The sequence below is a fragment of the Mycolicibacterium lutetiense genome (assembly GCF_017876775.1).
GTDB lineage: Bacteria > Actinomycetota > Actinomycetes > Mycobacteriales > Mycobacteriaceae > Mycobacterium > Mycobacterium lutetiense.
Genome location: NZ_JAGIOP010000002.1, coordinates 4,116,521 through 4,134,978 on the forward strand (window position 1 = coordinate 4,116,521; position 18,458 = coordinate 4,134,978).

General features: G+C 62.7%; 8 protein-coding genes (1 of these 8 cut by a window edge). 4 read left to right on the forward strand and 4 right to left on the reverse strand.

The annotated features are described in order from the left end of the window. From JOF57_RS31470 to JOF57_RS29070, 3 genes are all read left to right on the forward strand, one after another. Positions 1–9,921 carry the 3' portion of a non-ribosomal peptide synthetase gene (locus JOF57_RS31470; RefSeq protein WP_407666620.1) on the forward strand. The gene continues 2,340 nt to the left of window position 1, outside the view, so only the last 9,921 of its 12,261 coding nucleotides appear in the window; the start codon falls outside the window, past its left edge; the stop codon is at positions 9,919–9,921. Between the two features lie 61 nt (positions 9,922–9,982). Then, positions 9,983–11,380 carry a WS/DGAT/MGAT family O-acyltransferase gene (locus JOF57_RS29065; RefSeq protein WP_234938278.1) on the forward strand — a complete coding sequence of 466 codons (1,398 nt, stop codon included), beginning with the start codon at positions 9,983–9,985 and terminating at the stop codon, positions 11,378–11,380. 32 nt (positions 11,381–11,412) lie between these two features. Next, on the forward strand, positions 11,413–12,087 hold the full coding sequence (locus tag JOF57_RS29070) for a methyltransferase family protein (protein ID WP_209922854.1): 675 nt from the start codon (positions 11,413–11,415) through the stop codon (positions 12,085–12,087). Positions 12,088–12,383: 296 nt separating this feature from the next. Here the strand turns inward: JOF57_RS29070 and JOF57_RS29075 are convergent, their stop codons facing one another. From JOF57_RS29075 to htpG, 4 genes are all read right to left on the reverse strand, one after another. Further along, a complete protein-coding gene (locus JOF57_RS29075) occupies positions 12,384–12,599 on the reverse strand; it encodes a hypothetical protein (protein WP_209922856.1) in 216 nt (71 codons plus the stop codon). Between the two features lie 259 nt (positions 12,600–12,858). Next, complete coding sequence (locus tag JOF57_RS29080) at positions 12,859–13,524, reverse strand: methyltransferase family protein (RefSeq protein WP_209922858.1); 666 nt, start codon at positions 13,522–13,524, stop codon at positions 12,859–12,861. Between the two features lie 161 nt (positions 13,525–13,685). Beyond that, entirely contained in the window at positions 13,686–15,011 is a 1,326-nt protein-coding gene (locus tag JOF57_RS29085; RefSeq protein WP_209922859.1) for a hypothetical protein, read from the reverse strand. Between the two features lie 83 nt (positions 15,012–15,094). Beyond that, positions 15,095–17,047, reverse strand: a complete 1,953-nt coding sequence (htpG, locus tag JOF57_RS29090) for a molecular chaperone HtpG (RefSeq protein ID WP_209922861.1) — start codon at positions 17,045–17,047, stop codon at positions 15,095–15,097. A 972-nt stretch (positions 17,048–18,019) separates the two neighbouring features. On the opposite strand from htpG, the gene JOF57_RS29095 reads away from it, so the two are divergent. Further along, the gene (locus JOF57_RS29095) at positions 18,020–18,250 is read left to right on the forward strand and encodes an MbtH family protein (RefSeq protein ID WP_209922863.1); all 231 of its coding nucleotides are present in this window, start codon (positions 18,020–18,022) and stop codon (positions 18,248–18,250) included. The last annotated feature ends 208 nt before the right edge of the window (positions 18,251–18,458 follow it).

Consider the following 18,458-nt stretch of genomic DNA (forward strand, 5'->3'; position numbering starts at 1 on the left):
CTGCAGTTGGCATATGCCGGCCGGTCGGCGGGACGAGCGCCGGGTTGGACGCCGTTGCCTGTGCAGTATGTGGATTACACCCTTTGGCAGCGTGAGCACCTGGGCGACCTGGGCGATACCGACAGTCGAATCTCCGGGCAGGTGGCGTATTGGGAGCAGGCATTGGCCGGGCTGCCAGAACGCCTGGAGCTACCTACCGACCGTCCCTATCCTGCGGTGGCCGACCACCGCGGTGCCAGCATGCCGGTCTCATTGCCGGCCGAACTGCACAAGCGGATACGCGAAGTTGCACGGGAACACAACGCAACGACGTACATGGTGGTTCAGGCCGCGCTGACGATGCTGTTGTCGAAGCTCGGTGCGAGCTCTGATGTGGCGGTCGGGGTCCCGATCGCGGGCCGGAGTGATGCCGCACTGGATCAGTTGGTGGGGTTCTTCGTCAACACGTTGGTGCTGCGAGTGGATCTGGCCGGCGACCCCACTGTTGCTGAGCTGCTGGCCCAGGTGCGCCAGCGTAGCCTGGCCACGCTCGAGCACCAGGATGTGCCGTTCGAAGTGCTCGTGGATCGGCTCAAGCCGACCCGGTCGCTGGCTCATCACCCGCTGGTCCAGGTGGCGTTGGCCTGGCAGAACTTCACCGCCGACACTGCGACCGAATCGACTCTGGGTGAGGCGCAGGTCAGTCCGCTGCCGGTCGACACCCACGTGGCCCGGATGGATCTCACGTTCTCGTTGGCTGAACGGTGGAACGACGCCGGTGAGCCGGCGGGGATCGGCGGCACGGTCGAGTTCCGCACCGACGTATTCGACGCGGCCAGTGTCGAAGCCATGATCGGACGGTTGGCGCGCGTCGCAGAGGCACTGATCGATGATCCGGCCCGGCGGCTGTCGTCGGTCGATGTGCTGGATGTTGTCGAGCATGCTCGCCTCGACGATGTCGGCAACCGGGCGGCATTGGCTGAGTCCCCGCTCCCTGTCATGTCGATTCCGGGGTTGTTCGCTGCTCAGGCGGCTCGTGCGCCAGAGGCCGTGGCGGTGAGTTTCGATGGTCATTCGATGACTTATCGGGAGCTCGATGAGGCATCGAACCGCTTGGCGCACTGCCTAGTTGGCTTCGGCGCCGGCCCGGGTGAATGTGTGGCGGTGTTGGTGCCCCGGTCGGTTGAGGCGATCGTCGCGATTCTGGGGGCGTTGAAGTCGGGGGCGTCGTATGTGCCGGTCGATCCTATGCATCCTGATGCGCGGATCCAGTTCATGCTCGGCGATGCGGCTCCGATTGTCGCGGTGACCACCCGTGAATTGCGGACACGTCTGGAAGGGATCGACCTGACCCTCGTAGACGTTGCCGATGCCGCGATCGATGCCGAACCCAGTACCGCGCTGCGGGGGCCCGATTCCGATGATGTGGCGTATTTGATTTACACCTCCGGGACGACGGGTGTTCCCAAGGGCGTGGCGATCAGTCATCGGAATGTGGTCCGGTTGTTGGAGACGTTGGATGTGGAGTTGGGTCTGGCGGGTCAGGTTTGGACTCAGTGTCATTCGTTGGCGTTTGACTATTCGGTGTGGGAGATCTGGGGGGCTTTGCTGTTCGGAGGCCGGCTGGTAGTGGTATCGGAGTCGGTGACACGATCTCCGGAAGAGTTGTTGGGCTTGCTGGTTGCCGAGCAGGTGACTGTGTTGAGTCAGACGCCGTCGGCGTTCTACGCCTTGCAGTCGGTGGACGCGCTGCAGCCTGAGTTGGGCCGTCAGTTGAAGTTGGAGACGGTGGTCTTCGGTGGGGAAGCGCTTGAACCACAGCGCCTTCGACCATGGTTCGAGGGACATTCGGGTTCGACTCGGTTGATCAACATGTATGGCATCACCGAGACGACGGTGCACGCCTCGTTCCGGGAGATCGTGGCCAGTGATGCCGGGGGCAGCGCCAGTCCGATCGGTGTGCCATTGGACCATCTCGGGTTCTTCGTGCTGGATTCGTCGTTGCAGCCGGTGCCGGTGGGTGTGGTGGGCGAGCTGTATGTGGTCGGCGCCGGGTTGGGATTTGGTTACTGGCGGCGTGGGGGCCTGTGTGCGACGAGGTTTGTGGCGTGTCCGTTTGGTGGGGCCGGGGCGCGGATGTATCGGACCGGTGATCTGGCGGCGTGGGGTATCGATGGGCAGTTGCGGTATTTGGGGCGTGCTGATGAGCAGGTCAAGATTCGTGGGTACCGCATCGAACTAGGCGAAATTCAATCAGCCCTGGCAGATTTGGACGGAGTCAGACAAGCCGAGGTCATAGCGCGAGAGGATCGCCCCGGCGACAAGCGCCTGGTCGGCTATATCACCGGCAGCGCGGATCCGATCGCGGTTCGCGCCGCGTTGTCGGACCGGTTGCCCGGCTACATGGTTCCCGCCGCGATCGTGGTTCTGGACAGCTTGCCGTTGACGGTGAACGGCAAACTCGATAAACGCGCTTTGCCGGCCCCTGACTACGTCAACGGTCAGGAGTACCGTGCCGCGGCCACTCCGGTCGAGGAGCTGCTGGCCGGTGTCTATGCCCAGGTTCTCGGTCTGGAACGCGTCGGGGTGGATGACTCGTTCTTCGACTTGGGCGGCGACTCCCTCTCGGCGATGCGGTTGATCAATGCGGTCAACGCCAGTCTGGACACTGATCTTGCGGTTCGCGCCGTGTTTGAGGCACCCAGGGTGGCAGAGCTTGCGGCGCGTGTGGGCGAGAGTTCGGGTCGGCGCGAGCCGTTGGTGGTCCAACAACGCCCGGATGACCTCCCGCTGTCGTATGCCCAGCAGCGGTTGTGGTTCCTCGACCAGCTCGAGGGACCATCACCGATCTACAACATGCCGACCGCGTACCGGATCACCGGCGGGCTGGATGTCGACGCCCTAGGGCAGGCACTGGCCGACGTGGTGGAGCGCCACGAGTCTCTGCGTACGGTGTTCGCGGCGCTCGACGGTGTGCCTCGACAGGTTGTGGTGCCGGCGGAACAGGCCGATCTGGGGTGGCAGGTCGTTGACGCCGTGGACTGGTCCGTGGATCGACTACACGACGCGATTCGCGCGACCGTCGAATACAACTTCGATCTGTCAGCTGAGATTCCGTTGAGGGCAAGCCTTTTCCGAATGGGCGAGGGTGAACATGTCCTGGTTGCGGTAGTCCATCACATCGCCGGCGATGGCTGGTCGATCGGTCCGCTGGTGCGTGATATCGGGGTGGCCTACGCGAGCCGGTGCGCGGGGCAGGTCCCCGGCTGGGCGCCGTTGCCGGTGCAATATGCGGACTACACGTTGTGGCAGCGGTCGTATCTGGGTGATCTGACCGACCCTGACAGTCGAATTGCCGGACAATTGTCGTACTGGGAGCAGGTGCTGGCCGGGCTGCCGGAGCGTCTGGAGCTGCCCACTGACCGGCCATATCCGGCGGTGGCCGACTACCGCGGGGCCAGTCTCACGATGGAATGGCCGGTCGAGTTGCAGCAGCAGATCGCCCGCGCAGCGACTGAGCACAATGCGACCAGCTTCATGGTGGTACAGGCTGCCCTGGCCGTGTTGTTGTCGAACCTCAGCGGGAATTCGGATGTTGCGGTGGGGTTCCCGATCGCCGGGCGTAGTGATCCAGCATTGGATGAGTTGGTCGGGGTTTTCATCAACACACTGGTGCTACGGGTCGAGCTCGACGGTGACCCCACCGTTGCTGACCTGTTGGCCCAGGTGCGGCGACGCAGTTTGGCTGCCTACGAGCACCAGGATGTGCCTTTCGAGATGGTTGTCGACCGGCTCAACCCTGCCCGCAGTTTGACCCACCACCCGCTGGTCCAGGTGATGATGGCGTGGCAGAACCTGACCACGCAGGACGATGACCAAACGGCCTCACCGAATTTGGGTGGCATGCAGGCCACACCGCTGGAAGCGGACACTCAGGCCGCCCGCATGGATCTGACGATCTCGTTGGCAGAACGCTGGAGCGCCGGTGAGCCCGCCGGCATCACTGGGGCTGTGGAGTTCCGCACCGATGTGTTCGATGCCGCCTCCATCCAGACCTTTATCGAGCGACTGACCCACGTGATCGAAGGTCTGACCGCCGATCCATCAGCGACGTTGTCGTCCATAAACGTGCTGGAGGCAGATGACCACGCCCAACTCGACGGATGGGGCAACCGGCTCGTGCTGTCCGAGTCGGTGGCCGCGACGTCGATTCCCGCAGCGTTCGCCGAACAGGTGACGCGGGACCCAGCTGCGGTAGCGGTGGTGTGCGGTGAGAGTTCGTGGACGTATCGCGAGCTTGATGAGGCGTCGAATCGCTTGGCACACCTGCTTGTTGGCCATGGGGCTGGATCGGGTGAATGTGTGGCGTTGCTGCTCAACCATTCGGCCGAGGCGATCGTCGCGATCCTGGCGGTGCTCAAGTCGGGGGCCGCGTACCTGCCGATCGACCCGATGGTGCCGGACGCGCGGGTCGAGTTCATGCTGGCCGACGCCGGCCCGGTCGCTGCAGTCACGACCTCGCAGTTGCGGACCCGACTGGATGGATGCGACCTGGCAGTCATAGACATCGCCGATACCCGGATCGCGACGCAATCCAGTACCGCGTTGCGAGGACCGGCCGCCGATGACCTCGCCTATCTGATCTACACCTCGGGGACCACCGGTGTTCCGAAGGGCGTGGCGATCACTCATCAGAATGTGACGCAGTTCCTCGGGGCCGTGGACCCGGCCCTGGTTGGTCCGGGAACCGTGTGGTCACAGTGGCATTCGCTGGTGTTCGACGTTTCGGTATGGGACATCTTCGGTGCCCTGTTGCACGGCGGCCGGTTGGTGGTGGTGCCCGAGGAGGTGGCCCGTTCTCCGCAGGACTTGCACGACTTGCTGGTGGCCCAGAAGGTCAGCGTCTTGAGCCAGACACCGTCGGCGGCGGGGATGCTCTCACCGGAAGGCTTGGAGTCCACCGCGTTGGTGGTGGCCGGGGAAGCCTGTCCGACGGAGCTGGTGCAGCGGTGGGCGTCGGGGCGGGTGTTGATCAACGCTTATGGGCCCACCGAGGCCACGGTGTATGCCGCGATAAGTGCGCCCTTGAAAGCTGAAGCAGCGGCGCCGAACATCGTTCCGATCGGGTCGCCGGCCCCCGGGGCCGCGTTGTTCGTCCTTGATCGCTGGCTGCGGGAAGTGCCTCCGGGTGTTGTAGGGGAGTTGTATGTGGCCGGCCGCGGTGTCGGTGTGGGCTATGTCGGTCGAGCCGGGTTGACCGCATCCCGCTTCGTCCCTTGCCCGTTCGGCGGTGGGGGGTCACGCATGTACCGGACCGGCGATCTGGTGCGCTGGGGCAGTGATGGGCAGATGCAGTACCTCGGCCGCGCCGATGAACAGGTCAAGATCCGCGGCTACCGGATCGAACTCGGCGAAATCCAGGTCGCACTGTCCGATCTGGACAGCGTGGAACAGGCCGTCGTCGTCGCCCGCGAGGACCACCCGGGCGAGAAGCGACTCGTCGGATACGTGACCGAGACGGCGCCCGGCCTGGTCGACTCAGGTAAGGCCCGAGCCCACCTGGCTGAGCACCTTCCGACTTACATGGTGCCTGCTGCCGTGGTGGTGGTCGACGCAATACCGTTGACGGTCAACGGCAAGTTGGACAGACGCGCGCTGCCGGCACCGGAATACGTCGATGCCGACAGCTATCGTGCCCCGACCACCCCGGCCGAGGAGATCCTGGTCGGCATCTTCGCTCAAGTATTGGGTTTGGATCGGGTCGGAGTCGACGACTCGTTCTTCGATCTCGGCGGCGACTCCTTGTCAGCCATCCGGCTGATCAATGCCGTCAACACCGCATTCGACACTGATCTGGCAGTCCGCGCGGTATTCGACGCGCCGGCTGTGGCGCAGCTCGAGCCGCGAATCGCCATGGGTTCGGGCGAGCGGACCCCGTTGACGCCCATGCCTCGGCCCGCAGTGGTGCCGTTGTCGTATGCTCAGCAGCGGCTGTGGTTCCTGGACCAATTACACGGTCCTTCCCCGATTTACAACATGCCGATGATGTATCGGGTCACCGGATTGGACGTCTATGCGCTCCGCCTGGCCCTTGCCGATGTGGCAGCCCGGCATGAGAGTCTGCGCACGGTCTTTCCCGAGGTCAACGGTGTGCCAGGGCAGCTGGTCATTCCTGCCGACCAGGCTGATATCGGGTGGCAGGTTGTTGATGTCGCCGGCTGGCCTGCGGAGGAGCTGTCGGACGCCATCGACTCAGCTGTCCGGCACCCCTTCGATCTGAACAACGAGATCCCGATCTGGGCAAGGCTTTTCCGTGTTTCTGAGGATGAGCATGTGCTGGTGGCGGTGGTGCACCACATCGCTGGGGACGCTTGGTCCTTCGCTCCCCTCGCCCGTGATGTGGCCGCCGCCTACGCCGCCCGATGTGGCGGGCAGGCGCCGGAGTGGTCCCCTCTGCCGGTGCAGTATGTGGATTACACGTTGTGGCAGCGCGAGTATCTCGGTGAGCTGTCCGATCCCCAGAGTCGTATCGCCGGGCAACTGGCGTACTGGGAGGATGCGTTGGCGGGGTTGCCGGAGCGGTTGGAGTTGCCGACGGATCGGCCTTACCCGGCGGTGGCCGATTATCGGGGCGCGGTTGTGGAGGTGGCTTGGTCGGCGGTGTTGCAGCGGCGGGTGGCGGTGGTGGCGCGGGAGCACAATGCGACCAGTTTCATGGTGGTGCAGGCTGCGTTGGCGGTGTTGTTGTCGGGTTTGGGTGCCAGTTCTGATGTGGCGGTGGGTTTCCCGATTGCCGGGCGCAATGATCCGGCGTTGGCTGATCTGGTCGGGTTCTTTGTGAACACCTTGGTGTTGCGGATGGATGTGTCGGAGGATCCGACGGTTGCTGAGTTGTTGGGGCAGGTGCGTCAGCGCTGCTTGGCTGCTTATGAGCATCAGGATGTGCCGTTCGAGGTGTTGGTGGAGCGGCTCAACCCGACCCGTAGTTTGAGCCATCATCCGTTGGTCCAGGTGATGTTGGCCTGGCAGAACCCCGCGAATGCGCCCGGTTCCGAGCCGCCGGCGGGTGATGTGCAGGCTGCGGCACTGATGGCCGAAACCCATACCGCACGTATGGATCTGGTTTTTGCTCTCGGAGAAAGGTACGACGCGGAGGACGCCTGGGCCGGGATCGGTGGTTCGGTCGAGTTCCGCACTGATGTATTCGACGCCGGCACGATCGAGGTGATCGTCGGGCGGTTGGAGCGGATTCTGGCGGCGATGACGGCCGATCCGGCCCAGCGCTTGTCGTCGATCGGTGTGTTGGACACCGACGAGCATGCCCGTCTCGACGAGCTCGGAAACCTGGCCGCGCTGACCGCACCGGCGAGGATGGCGGGCTCGATTCCGGAGGTGTTCGCCCAGCAGGTGGCTCGGGTGCCGGATGCAGCAGCCGTGACCTTCGACGGCAGGTCCATGTCGTATCGAGAACTCGACGAAGCCTCGAATCGGCTGGCGCACCACCTTACCGGTCATGGTGCCGGCCCCGGTGAGTGTGTGGCGTTGGTGCTGAATCGTTCGGTTGACGCGATTGTGGCGATCTTGGCGGTGTTGAAGACAGGGGCGGCGTACTTGCCGTTGGATCCGGCGTACCCAGACGCACGGATCGCCGTGGTGGTCAGTGATGCCCGACCGGTGGCCGCGGTCACTGTCGGTGGGTTGGTGGGGCGGTTGGATCGTCTGGGTGTGGTTGTTGTCGATGTGGCGGATCGGCGGATCGAGGCGCAATCGAGCAGCGCATTGCCGGTGCCGACGGGGGATGACATCGCTTACGTGATCTATACGTCGGGTACGACGGGTGTGCCGAAGGGGGTGGCGGTCCCGCACAGCAATGTGGCGGGGTTGCTCTCGTCGTTGGAGTTGGGGTTGCCGCCGGCGGGGGTGTGGTCGCAGTGGCATTCGTATTCGTTTGATGTGTCGGTGTGGGAGATTTTCGGTGCGCTGTTGAGCGGTGGCCGGTTGGTTGTGGTGCCTGATGCGGTGGCGGGTTCGCCGGATGAGTTGCATGCGTTGTTGATTGCTGAGCAGGTGACGGTGTTGAATCAGACTCCGTCTGCTGCGGCGGCGTTGTCGTCGGAGGGTTTGGAGTCGGCGGCGTTGGTGGTGGCTGGTGAGGCGTGTCCGGTTGAGTTGGTGGATCGCTGGGCTCCGAATCGGTTGATGGTCAACGGTTATGGTCCGACGGAGACGTGGTACACGTCGTTCAGTGCACCGCTGGTTGCCGGGTCGGGTGTGGTACCGATCGGTGTGCCGGTGTCGGGGGCGGCGTTTTTTGTGCTGGACCCGTGGTTGCGTCCGGTGCCTGCGGGGGTGGTGGGTGAGTTGTATGTGGCCGGGTCTGGTTTGGCGTGCGGGTATTTGGGTCGGGGTGGGTTGACCGGATCGCGGTTTGTGGCGTGTCCGTTTGCCGCGGGGCAGCGGATGTATCGCACTGGGGATCTGGTGTCCTGGGGATCTGATGGTCAGTTGCTCTATCTGGGTCGGGCTGATGAGCAGGTCAAGATCCGTGGGTATCGCATCGAGTTGGGTGAGGTTCAGGCGGTGCTGGCTGGTCTGGAGGGTGTGGGTCAGGCGGCAGTCATTGCTCGTGAGGATCGTCCGGGTGACAAGCGCCTTGTGGGTTATGTCACCGAATCATCCTCAGGCACTGTTGATTCGGTGACAGCTCGGACTGCCCTAGCGCAGCGGTTGCCCAGCTATATGGTGCCCGCCGCGGTCGTGGTCCTCGATGCTTTGCCGTTGACGGTCAACGGGAAGTTGGATCGTCGGGCGCTGCCGGTGCCGGATTACGTCGATGCTCGGCAGTATTGTTCTCCGTCAACGCTGACTGAGGAGATCTTGGCCGGCGTTTACGCCGAAGTTCTCGGTCTGGAGCGGGTCGGGGTCGAGGATTCGTTCTTTGATCTGGGTGGGGATTCGTTGTCGGCGATGCGGGTGATCGCTGCGGCCAATGCCAGCTTGGGTGCTGAGTTGGCGGTGCGGGTGATGTTCGATGCGCCGACGGTGCGGGGTTTGGCTGCGCAGGTGGGTAAGGCTGAGAGTTCGCGGGAAGTGGTTCCGGTTGAGGTGCTCAAACCGGGAAGTGGTGTGCCGTTGTGTTGTGTTCATGATGGTTTCGGGTTGAGTTGGTCGTATCGGGCGTTGGGTCAATATGTCGATGGTCCGATCATCGGGATCAATCGAGCTCCAGCCGATGGCGAACCCGAAGCGCAGTCGATTCAGGCCATGGCAGCCAGTTATGCCGATCGGCTCCAGGAGCTGTATCCGGTTGGGCCGTATCGGATTCTCGGGTGGTCGTTTGGTGGTGTGGTGGCTCACGCGTTGGCTGTCGAGCTTCAGCGGCGTGGGTGTGAGGTTCAGCGGCTGGTGATGTTGGATGGTTTGTTGAATCCGAACCGGTTCTGGAAACGCATCACCAGGAAGATTGCGAAGAATAAAGCGATGGCCGAGGGATGGGTTCTGGATTACATCCTGCGGACCAACAAGGTTCGAGTTCCGGTGCATTTTGGGCTGTTGACGTATTCACGGGTGGCCGACATCATTGCGCGGCACGGGGCCAGCCCTCCGTCTCGGCAGTTGGTCGATTTCATGGCGCGCAGTGTCAGTGCGGGTCAGTTGTTGCTGCTCGATCATCAGCCGCAACCGTTTGATGGTGATGTCGTGATGTTTTCGGCTGCGCGTCCTCGATGTGAGGACACCGGCGGGGATGGGCTCGTGCCGGGGTTGGCGCGTCTGCGCAACAGTCGGGCAGCCCGGTCGCTTTTGCATAGTTGGCGTCCTTATGTTTCCGGGAAGATCACGGTGCTACCGGTGGGCTGCACCCACTTCGAAATGTTCACCCCCGAATCACTGAGTGAATACGCCGAACAGCTGAAGTCGGTCTTGGAAAGTGCCGCGGAATAGTTTCGTAACGATGCTCTGGCGCAAAAGCGTTGAGCGGCTGACGTGGGGACGGTGATCGCCAATGCGGACCACTTACAAACACGAGACGCGCGAATACAACGCCGATACAGTTCCAAAGATGAGCAATGTCCTTGATGTGCTCGACCAGCGTACGTTTGATCTCGGTCTGGCGATCGGAATCAACAGCCTTCTACAGAGCGTCTGGATTTATGACCGCCCGATCGGCATCGAAGGCCTGCGCCAGTTCCACGACCATCTCCGGCGGGGACGATTGTCCCGCGGCATCGAGCGGTCACCACTTTCGTTCGGTCGCCACCGCTGGGTAGCGTCGGATAATTCGTCCGAGCTCGAGGTTGTCGAGACAGCTAGGCCGCGTGAAGAATTCGACGACTGGCTCGACGAGCAGATCAATACTCCTCTTGATTGCGAGCGCGGACCCGGCTGGCACCTTGCCGTGCTCCCGTTCACCGACGGCGGCTCAGGTGTGAGCTTGGTCGTCTCGCACTGCCTCATCGATGGAGTCGGTCTGTGTGAGGCACTGGCTGATGCGGCACTCGGCCGTGTCGATCCGATCAGCTGGCCGGCTGCCGCAACGCGCGGTCGTTGGCAAGCCCTGAGGCAGGACACCTGGCAAACCGTGCGCGACATCCCCGCCATGGCTCGGGGCGTTATCGCCGCGATTCGGTTGGCCCGCCGTAGCAAGGAGGGCGCCGGAGCCGTAACCTCGGCCACCTCGCCGACTACCCCATCACCTGCACCCGCCGCCGTTTCCGACGAACCGATCCCGGTTCCAATGGCAACGATCCTCGTTGCTGCCGACGAATGGGATTCTCGTGCACAGGCGCTCGGTGGGACCAGCAACACCCTTCTTGTGGGGTTGGCTGCCCGGCTCGCCCATCGCGCAGGACGTGTCGGTGCAGACGGATCGGTGATCGTGATGATGCCGGTCAATCAGCGCGCCGACGGAGATACCCGCGCCAACGCGAGAAGCAGCGTCGCCGTCACGGTTGACCCCGCACTGGCGACCACGGACCTGCGTGAGATCCGGGCCGCGGTCAAACAAGCGCTGATTCGCCACGGGGAGGTTCCCGACGAGGAGCACGCAGTGAATGCCATCATTCCGCTGTTACCGAAGCGGTTCCTCGGGGCGACTTCCCGTGTCGGTTCAACCAACCAGGTCGGTTCATCCAACCTCGGCGTGGTCAACCCTGCCGCCGGCCGGGCGGATGGTACGGACGCCGATTACTTCGCCGTGAAAGTTCTCCCGCACCTCGGGCTGACAGAGGCGATGCTGCACCGGTTCGGCGGGACCCAGTCGTTCCTTTCCGGAAGAGCAAACGGACAGGTATTTGTCTCGGCCCATTCATATCTACCTGGTCGAGTCAACACGAATGAGCGATTGAGACAAGATCTTTCACACGCATTGAACGATTTCTCGCTGACGGGCACGAATCTTTGAGCGTCCCCGAATCGCACAACCAGGAGGATGACATGAGCACCAATCTTCGGGTGGCTATCCAATCAGTTCTCGGCCTGGCGGCGTTGGGCGCGCTGCTGTTCGTGCCGGCAGGGACGTTCAACTACTGGCAGGCATGGGTTTTCCTGGCCGTGTACTCGGTCATGGCAATTCTGTCTACCGTCTACCTGTTGAGAAAGGACAAGGCGGTCGTGGAGCGGCGCATGCGCGTCGGGCAGAACGCCGAGTCGAGACCGGTGCAGAAGGCCGTACTCGGCGTCATCGCAGTCTTGTCCGTCGCGCTGCCCGTGTTCTGCGGCCTCGATCATCGCTTCGGCTGGTCCCCGGTGCCCACCGCCGTATCTTGGATCGGTAACGCGATGTTCGCGATCGGCCTCGTGATCACGATCTTCACGATCGTCCAAAACAGCTACGCGTCAGCCAACATCACCGTCGAGTCTGAGCAGACGCTGGTCTCCACCGGCCTCTACGGGCTGGTGCGGCATCCCATGTACATGGGGGCGCTGCTCATGGTGGCGGGAATGCCTCTAGCGCTCGGTTCATGGTGGGGGCTGGCCGTTCTCATTCCGGTCCTGACTCTGTACACCTTCCGTATCCAGGATGAGGAGAAGCTGCTTCGACAGCAACTCGCCGGGTATGGGGAGTACGCGCAGAAGGTGCACTACCGGCTCGTGCCACTGGTTTGGTGACGACTGGGCCTGCCCGCGAGTGCATCGCGACGCAGTCGAATCAACCTGGCTGTGAACAGGATTCAAATCACTGACGCTGCCTCTGAAATCTGGTGTCGCGGAGCGAAGACTCCGCCCACCCTTGGCCCCGAACATCAGAGATAACCCGACACCCATGAAATAGCCTGCCACGAAAGTGCGTGGTAAGTAGGTGCTGCCCGGTTGCCTGATCGCCACCGAGCTATGCGGATACTGCATCGGCCGGCAACCAACCGTGCATCGACCGCAGGACAATGGGGCCAATCATCGACGCCTGACTATGCACAGCTCTCGGCAGCCGGCATTCGGCGCTGGAGCACCGCGGGATTCGTACGCAGGAAGTAGCCGCCAGCAACCCATCCTGAGACGATGATCACCGCGAGAAATACCCACCCCTGCCAGTAATCGAAGGTGCCGGCCGGCAGGAAGACGAGTAATACCACCGTCAAAACGCCAAGCGTGCCGCTGGCCAGAGTTTTCATCAAAGACTTCATGGCACCTCGATGCTGCGCATTGATCTTCCCAGCTAGCTGCGTACATCCGCGCAGTCGGACCGGTCGTCTTTCCGGTTCTTTCGAGCCCAGCGCCGCGTGGGTGCGGTAATCGGATTTGGTAGCGGCCGCCGTCCAGAACGCGACAGGCCGATTCCATGGGGGAGTGACCTACACGTTCGGGTCGACAACTCGATGAGTAACGCAGCGAATATTCTCGGATCCGAGCTCGCGTCTGATCCAGCACCAGATCGGAAGCGGTTCACCAGACCAGTGGCACTAGGCGGTGTGGAACTTTCGTCATGTAGCTGTGGTAGCCCGCCAACTCCTCTTGGAGCAGCGTTTCCTCGTCATGGATTCGCAGAGCGAATATCACGGGGGCGGGAATGGCGAAAATGAGTCCCCAGTAGGAACCGAGCGCGAGGGGCGTACCGAAATACAGAAGCGTGTTGGCCGTGTACATCGGGTGCCGCACGATGCCGTATATGCCGGTGGAGATGAGGGGCTGGTTTTCCTCCACTCGTATGGTTGTGGCCGCATGGCTGTTCTGGGCGAAGACCAGTGCTGCCCCAACAATTCCCCCTACGACCAGGGCATAGCCAAGGACGGAGATCAGCACGGGAACGTGCGACCAACCAAAACGGTGGTCGAGCGAGCTGACGACGACCAATGCGATCCAGCAGGTATATACGCCCCATATCAAGGCCTTCTGCACCGGTCGTGATTCGGAGGCAGGCATGCGACGTTGGAGCATCGCGGGGTCCGTGCGTAGGAGATAGATGCTCGCGATCCACGAGGCAAGTACCAGCACGCCGAAAAACAGCCATGCCTGCCAGTAGTGGAGAGTGCCTGCCGGCGCGAACAGCAGCAACCAGAGTGCCGCCATTATGAGGGATCCGGTCAGCAGCATTTTGAGCATGGATTTCATGAGATCTCCCCTGGGCCCCGCAACGATCCTCTCGGGCCTCAGGGTACATCCGCAATATCGCTGGCTCGGTCGATTTCGCAGCTTCTTGTGCCTGGTCAGGCCCGCATTGCCGGCGCCACTGCTGAGTTCGGTGCTGGGAAGTTCCCGCAACCGGGCCCGACTCAAAGAAAGGTGCCGGTGAGCGAGAATTCCTTCAATGCCGTTGAAAGCTCCTGTCTCAGTTCCGCATTCGAATTTTCGTAACCTGGCAGGTAAGAAATCAGTGAGACGAAAACGCGGCCGTCCACCGTTCCCGAGAGCATGGTTTGAACCCCGCCGTACCGGTTCAATGTAGACGTGGAGACACCGAGGTGGTGCAGCCTCAAGGCGAAAGACTCGGCGGGGGTGCCATCTGCCCGTCGGGCAGCGTCGTCGATCTCACCCACGTTGGAGGCGCCGACGAGATTGAATGGATTGCCCCTGGTCGCGCCTCGGGCGGCTTTGAGGACGCGCTCGGACATGAGGGGGACCAGCGCATTCAGTACCTGCTGAGGATCAGGCTCCTCCGAGTGGCGAATCAGGGCCTGTTTGACCGCGGCCCGGATCTCGCTGAGGTCTGTCGTCGCGGATGCGGGATCGACTGTGGCGCGTACGCCGCTGATCGCGTTGGCGCGGGTGTCGTCCGCGGTGCGTTGGTTGACCGGGAGCGTCACGACGACGGAACCGTCTGTCGCGACCCGTCCGGCACGCTGGGCCAGGCGGGCCGCAAGCCCGACAAGCAGAGTGTTGCGCGTCCCGCCAAGCGCGCGTGCGCGGGCATCCCACTCGTCGGCGTCGACGAAGACCGTTGCGGTGGGGAGCATGTGGGATTCGCCGGTTTCGTGGCTCGGAGCAGGCGGTGGTGCGGCGGCTCCGGCGCGGTCACCGCCCTGCCGCCCCAACCGCAACGCGGCGACGACGGCACGGCCGATGGCCGGGATATCCCTCGCGGTTTGGCCGGCGTCCTCGCGAATCGCGTTCCACCGACCGCGCGATGCGGCCGTCGGCCAGCTGACCGGGTCGTCGTGACCACGTGCCGCCTCGGCGACCGTCTCCCACAGACCGACTCCGTCGGTGAGCCAGTGCGAGACGACCAAGCTCACGCCTGAACCGCCGTCGCTGAACGGGAGTACTGCGAGGTGCCATCCGGGCCCGCGCTCGCAATCCAGTGGAGTGTTGACCTGCTCGTCGAGCCAGTCATCGAATGACTCACGCGGCCTGGCTGTCTCGACAATCTCGAGTTCGGATGAGTTGTCGGGCGCGACCCATCGGCTGCGGCCGAACGGCAATGGTGACCGTGCGATGCAGCGAGACAGCCGTCCCCGCTGAAGATGGTCGTGGAACCGGCGTAGGCCTTCGGCGTCGATCGGGCGGTCGTAGAGCCAGGCACCCTGCAGCAGGGTCGTCGAACTCGTCGCTTGTCCGAGGTCGACCATGGTCTGATCGAGCAGATCGAGTACGTTGCTCATTTTTTGTACGGTACGAGCCTCGGCCCGGTTTCACTTGGCAATTGCGGCGAAACGGCAGTCGGAATCGGCTGCGATGACGCGTCTTACACGGTGCGTGCCAATCGGTCGGCGAGAAGTCCGGCGAACCTGGCCGGGTCGTCGGGCACTCCGCCTTCGGCAAGAAGGGCTGTGCCGTAGAGCAACTCGGCCGTTTCGGCGAGTTGATGCAGATAAGCGTCGTCCTTGCTCGTCGCGTGCGACTGGCGCAAACCGGTGACGAGCGGATGGCTCGGATTCAGTTCGAGTATCCGTTTTCCGGTCGGAACCTCCTGTCCGGAGGCTCGGTACATGCGGGCAAGCGTCGGCGTGATGCCGAACGTCGGAGTGATGAGGCATGCCGGAGACTCGGTCAAACGGCTGGACAGTCGCACTTCCGAGACGCGTTCGGTCAGCGTTTCCTTCAGCCAGGCCAGCAGGTCGGCGAACTCCTGCTCCTGAGTCTCCCGCTCTGCCTTGTGGGCGTCCCGGTCCTCATCGGAATCGAGGTCGACCTCACCCTTGGCAACGGACTGCAGCGGCTTGCCGTCGAACTCCGGCACCGAACCGACCCAGACTTCGTCGACCGGATCGGTGAGCAGCAGCACCTCGTAACCTTTGGCCTTGAAGGCCTCCAGGTGCGGTGACTTCGAGAGTTGTTCGGCAGATGGTCCCGTGGCGTAGAAGATCTGTTCCTGGCCGTCCTTCATGCGTCCGACGTAGTCGGCCAGCGTCGTGAGTCGCTCGGTGTTCTCGGCGTCCGAGAACGTGGAGAAGAACGAGGAGACCTGCAGCAATGTGTCCTGGTTGTCCAGGTCCGACAACAGACCCTCTTTGAGGACGGCGCCGAATTGGGACCAGAAGGTGCGGTAGTCGTCAGGCTTGCCGGACTGCAGGTCCGCGATGGTCGACAGGACCTTCTTCGTCAGCCTGCGACGGATCGCGGTGACCTGCCGGTCCTGCTGCAGGATCTCACGAGAGACGTTGAGTGACATGCCCTGCGCGTCCACCACGCCCTTGACGAAGCGCAGGTAGCGGGGCATGAGTTCTTCGCAATCGCCCATGACGAAGACGCGCTTGATGTAGAGCTGGACCCCGGTCTTGGCGTCCCTGGTGAACATGTCAAAAGGGGCGTGTGACGGGATGAACAACAAGGCCTGGTACTCGAAGTTACCCTCGCCCTTCATCGAGATGACGGCGAGTGGGTCGTCCCAGGCGTGGGCGATGTGTTTGTAGAACTCGTGGTACTCCTCGTCGGAGACCTCGTCCTTCGGCCGGGCCCACAACGCCTTCATGGAGTTGAGCGTCTGAGTCTCGACCGTGACGGTGTCCGGGCCGCCTTCTTCGGCGGCGGGAGTGCGTTGCTCGACTTGCATCCGGACAGGCCAGGCGATGAAGTCGGAGTACTTCTTGACGAGCTCTCGGATCTTCCATTCGGCGGTGTAGTCGTGGAGCTGGTCCTCGACATCGACGGGCTTGAGATGCAGCGTCACCGACGTGCCCTGCGGTGCGTTGTCGAGGTCTTCGATGGTGTAGGTGCCGTCACCGCTCGACACCCATCGGGTCGCCCCGCTCTCGCCGGCCTTGCGGGTGAGCAGTTCGACCTTGTCCGCCACCATGAAAGTGGAGTAGAAGCCGACGCCGAACTGTCCGATCAACTCCTCGGAGTCGGCCACCTTCTTGGCTTCCTGCAATTGTTGCCGCAGCTCCGCGGTACCTGACTTCGCAAGAGTGCCGATCAGCTCCACGACTTCCTCGTGTGTCATCCCGATGCCGTTGTCGCGCACCGTCAACGTCCGTGGATCCCGACCCACCTCGATGTCGACGTGGAGGTCGGAGGTGTCAGCGGTCAGTTCCTTGTTCCGCAGTGTTTCGAGGCGGAGTTTGTCCAGGGCGTCCGAGGCGTTCGAGATGAGTTCTCGGAGAAAGGAGTCCTTGTTGGAGTACACCGAGTGGACCAGCAACTCAAGGAGTTGGCGTGCCTCCGCCTGGAACTCCAACTGCTCGACACGTGTAGACATTCGTTTCATCCCCACAGATCAACTTTCGTCGGATATCTCCGAGGAGGATACCGAGCTGTCACCAAGCTTGACGGCCGGCAATCGGGCGCGGTGTGTGTCCCGGCCATCTGGATGCGACCGCGATGGCGCCCCACCTCTCAAAAGTCTGGGGCGAGGCCCTTCAACTGTGATTTAGCATGCCTGCACGCGTGCTGATTGAAGTTCGCCATTCTTTGCAATCGCAAACTGAATTCGACGGGCCGAAAGCGCCGTTACCGGAACCGCGCTGAGCGGAGATGGCCAACGCAATAGCGACCGGGAAGACCCGCCTCCGCATCGCGAAGGGCATCGCGCACGAGATTTGCTGAACTTGTCGGATCTTGGCAGTTGCCTGTGGCTACCGCCCTCCACGTCCCCGTGGTGCGGTTGTCGACGTCGGTGCCGGCACGCTGCACTTCGCTGGATTGAACTACATCGGCGTCATTGGCGTCGCGCTGGTCGGCGCCGGTCGCCGACGCACCGATTCGTGCCGCCCCAGATGCGAGGCATACGTTTTAGTAGTGCATAACCTGCGAGTTTGCGTGGTCCGCCCCCGCGGGCGCGCTGTGTCGCATGCGGTAGGAAGCCTCGTCGGACTGCAGGTTTGATCGATCGCCCGGGCGGCTGCCGTACGAGTGGGCCGGAGCCTTGCCGACATCGCCGTTCAGGCGGCGCACGATTGCCGGAGAATTCGGTAGGTATTTGCTCCAATGTGACGGATGCGTCGCGTGGGGAGCTGAAATGGCCGTTTTCAGAAACAGAACCTGCTTCATCGTTGATTTCTGCACCCCATTCAAAGACGAGTGGATATGCTGGCATCCTGCAACTTATCGAAGCATTGCTGAAGTGGACCGATAGTGACACAACCGCGGACGCGAAGTGGGGGACCACCGCATCGCAGGCTGACCGTCAAACGCGTCTTCGTTGGTCGACTCGGCGCGGGGGGAGGACCGAATGAGCATCAATCCGTTTGACGACGACAACGGCCGTTTTCTTGTCTTGTTCAACGACGAGGAACAACACAGTCTGTGGCCGACATTCGCGGAGGCTCCGGCCGGCTGGAGGGTGGTATTCGGACAAGCGGACCGCGGTGCGTGCCTGCAGTACATCGAGCAGAACTGGCCGGATATCCGTCCGAGGACCCTGCGCGAGAGATTGGCGCAGACCCAGGGCTCCGATAGGTAACGGGCCCCCGGGCTCTAGGTGCATCTCGCGGTAGGAGAGGCCGATGCATCAGGACGAACAATCGCCGCCAGAAACACGGAGCCGATGTCATGAGCGCTGATCTGAGTCGGCGGTTGTCGTCGATGGATTTCCTGGACGAAGACGAGCACGACGAGCTCTTCGGCTGGGGGCATCGTGCTGTGTTGACCGAGCAGCTTCCGGTGTCGTT

Coding starts and splice junctions, on each gene's coding strand:
- JOF57_RS29065 (WP_234938278.1), top strand. CDS start 9,983: ATGCGGACCACTTACAAACACGAGACGCGCGAATACAACGCCGATACA.
- JOF57_RS29070 (WP_209922854.1), top strand. CDS start 11,413: ATGAGCACCAATCTTCGGGTGGCTATCCAATCAGTTCTCGGCCTGGCG.
- JOF57_RS29075 (WP_209922856.1), bottom strand. CDS start 12,599: ATGAAGTCTTTGATGAAAACTCTGGCCAGCGGCACGCTTGGCGTTTTG.
- JOF57_RS29080 (WP_209922858.1), bottom strand. CDS start 13,524: ATGAAATCCATGCTCAAAATGCTGCTGACCGGATCCCTCATAATGGCG.
- JOF57_RS29085 (WP_209922859.1), bottom strand. CDS start 15,011: ATGAGCAACGTACTCGATCTGCTCGATCAGACCATGGTCGACCTCGGA.
- htpG (WP_209922861.1), bottom strand. CDS start 17,047: ATGTCTACACGTGTCGAGCAGTTGGAGTTCCAGGCGGAGGCACGCCAA.
- JOF57_RS29095 (WP_209922863.1), top strand. CDS start 18,020: ATGAGCATCAATCCGTTTGACGACGACAACGGCCGTTTTCTTGTCTTG.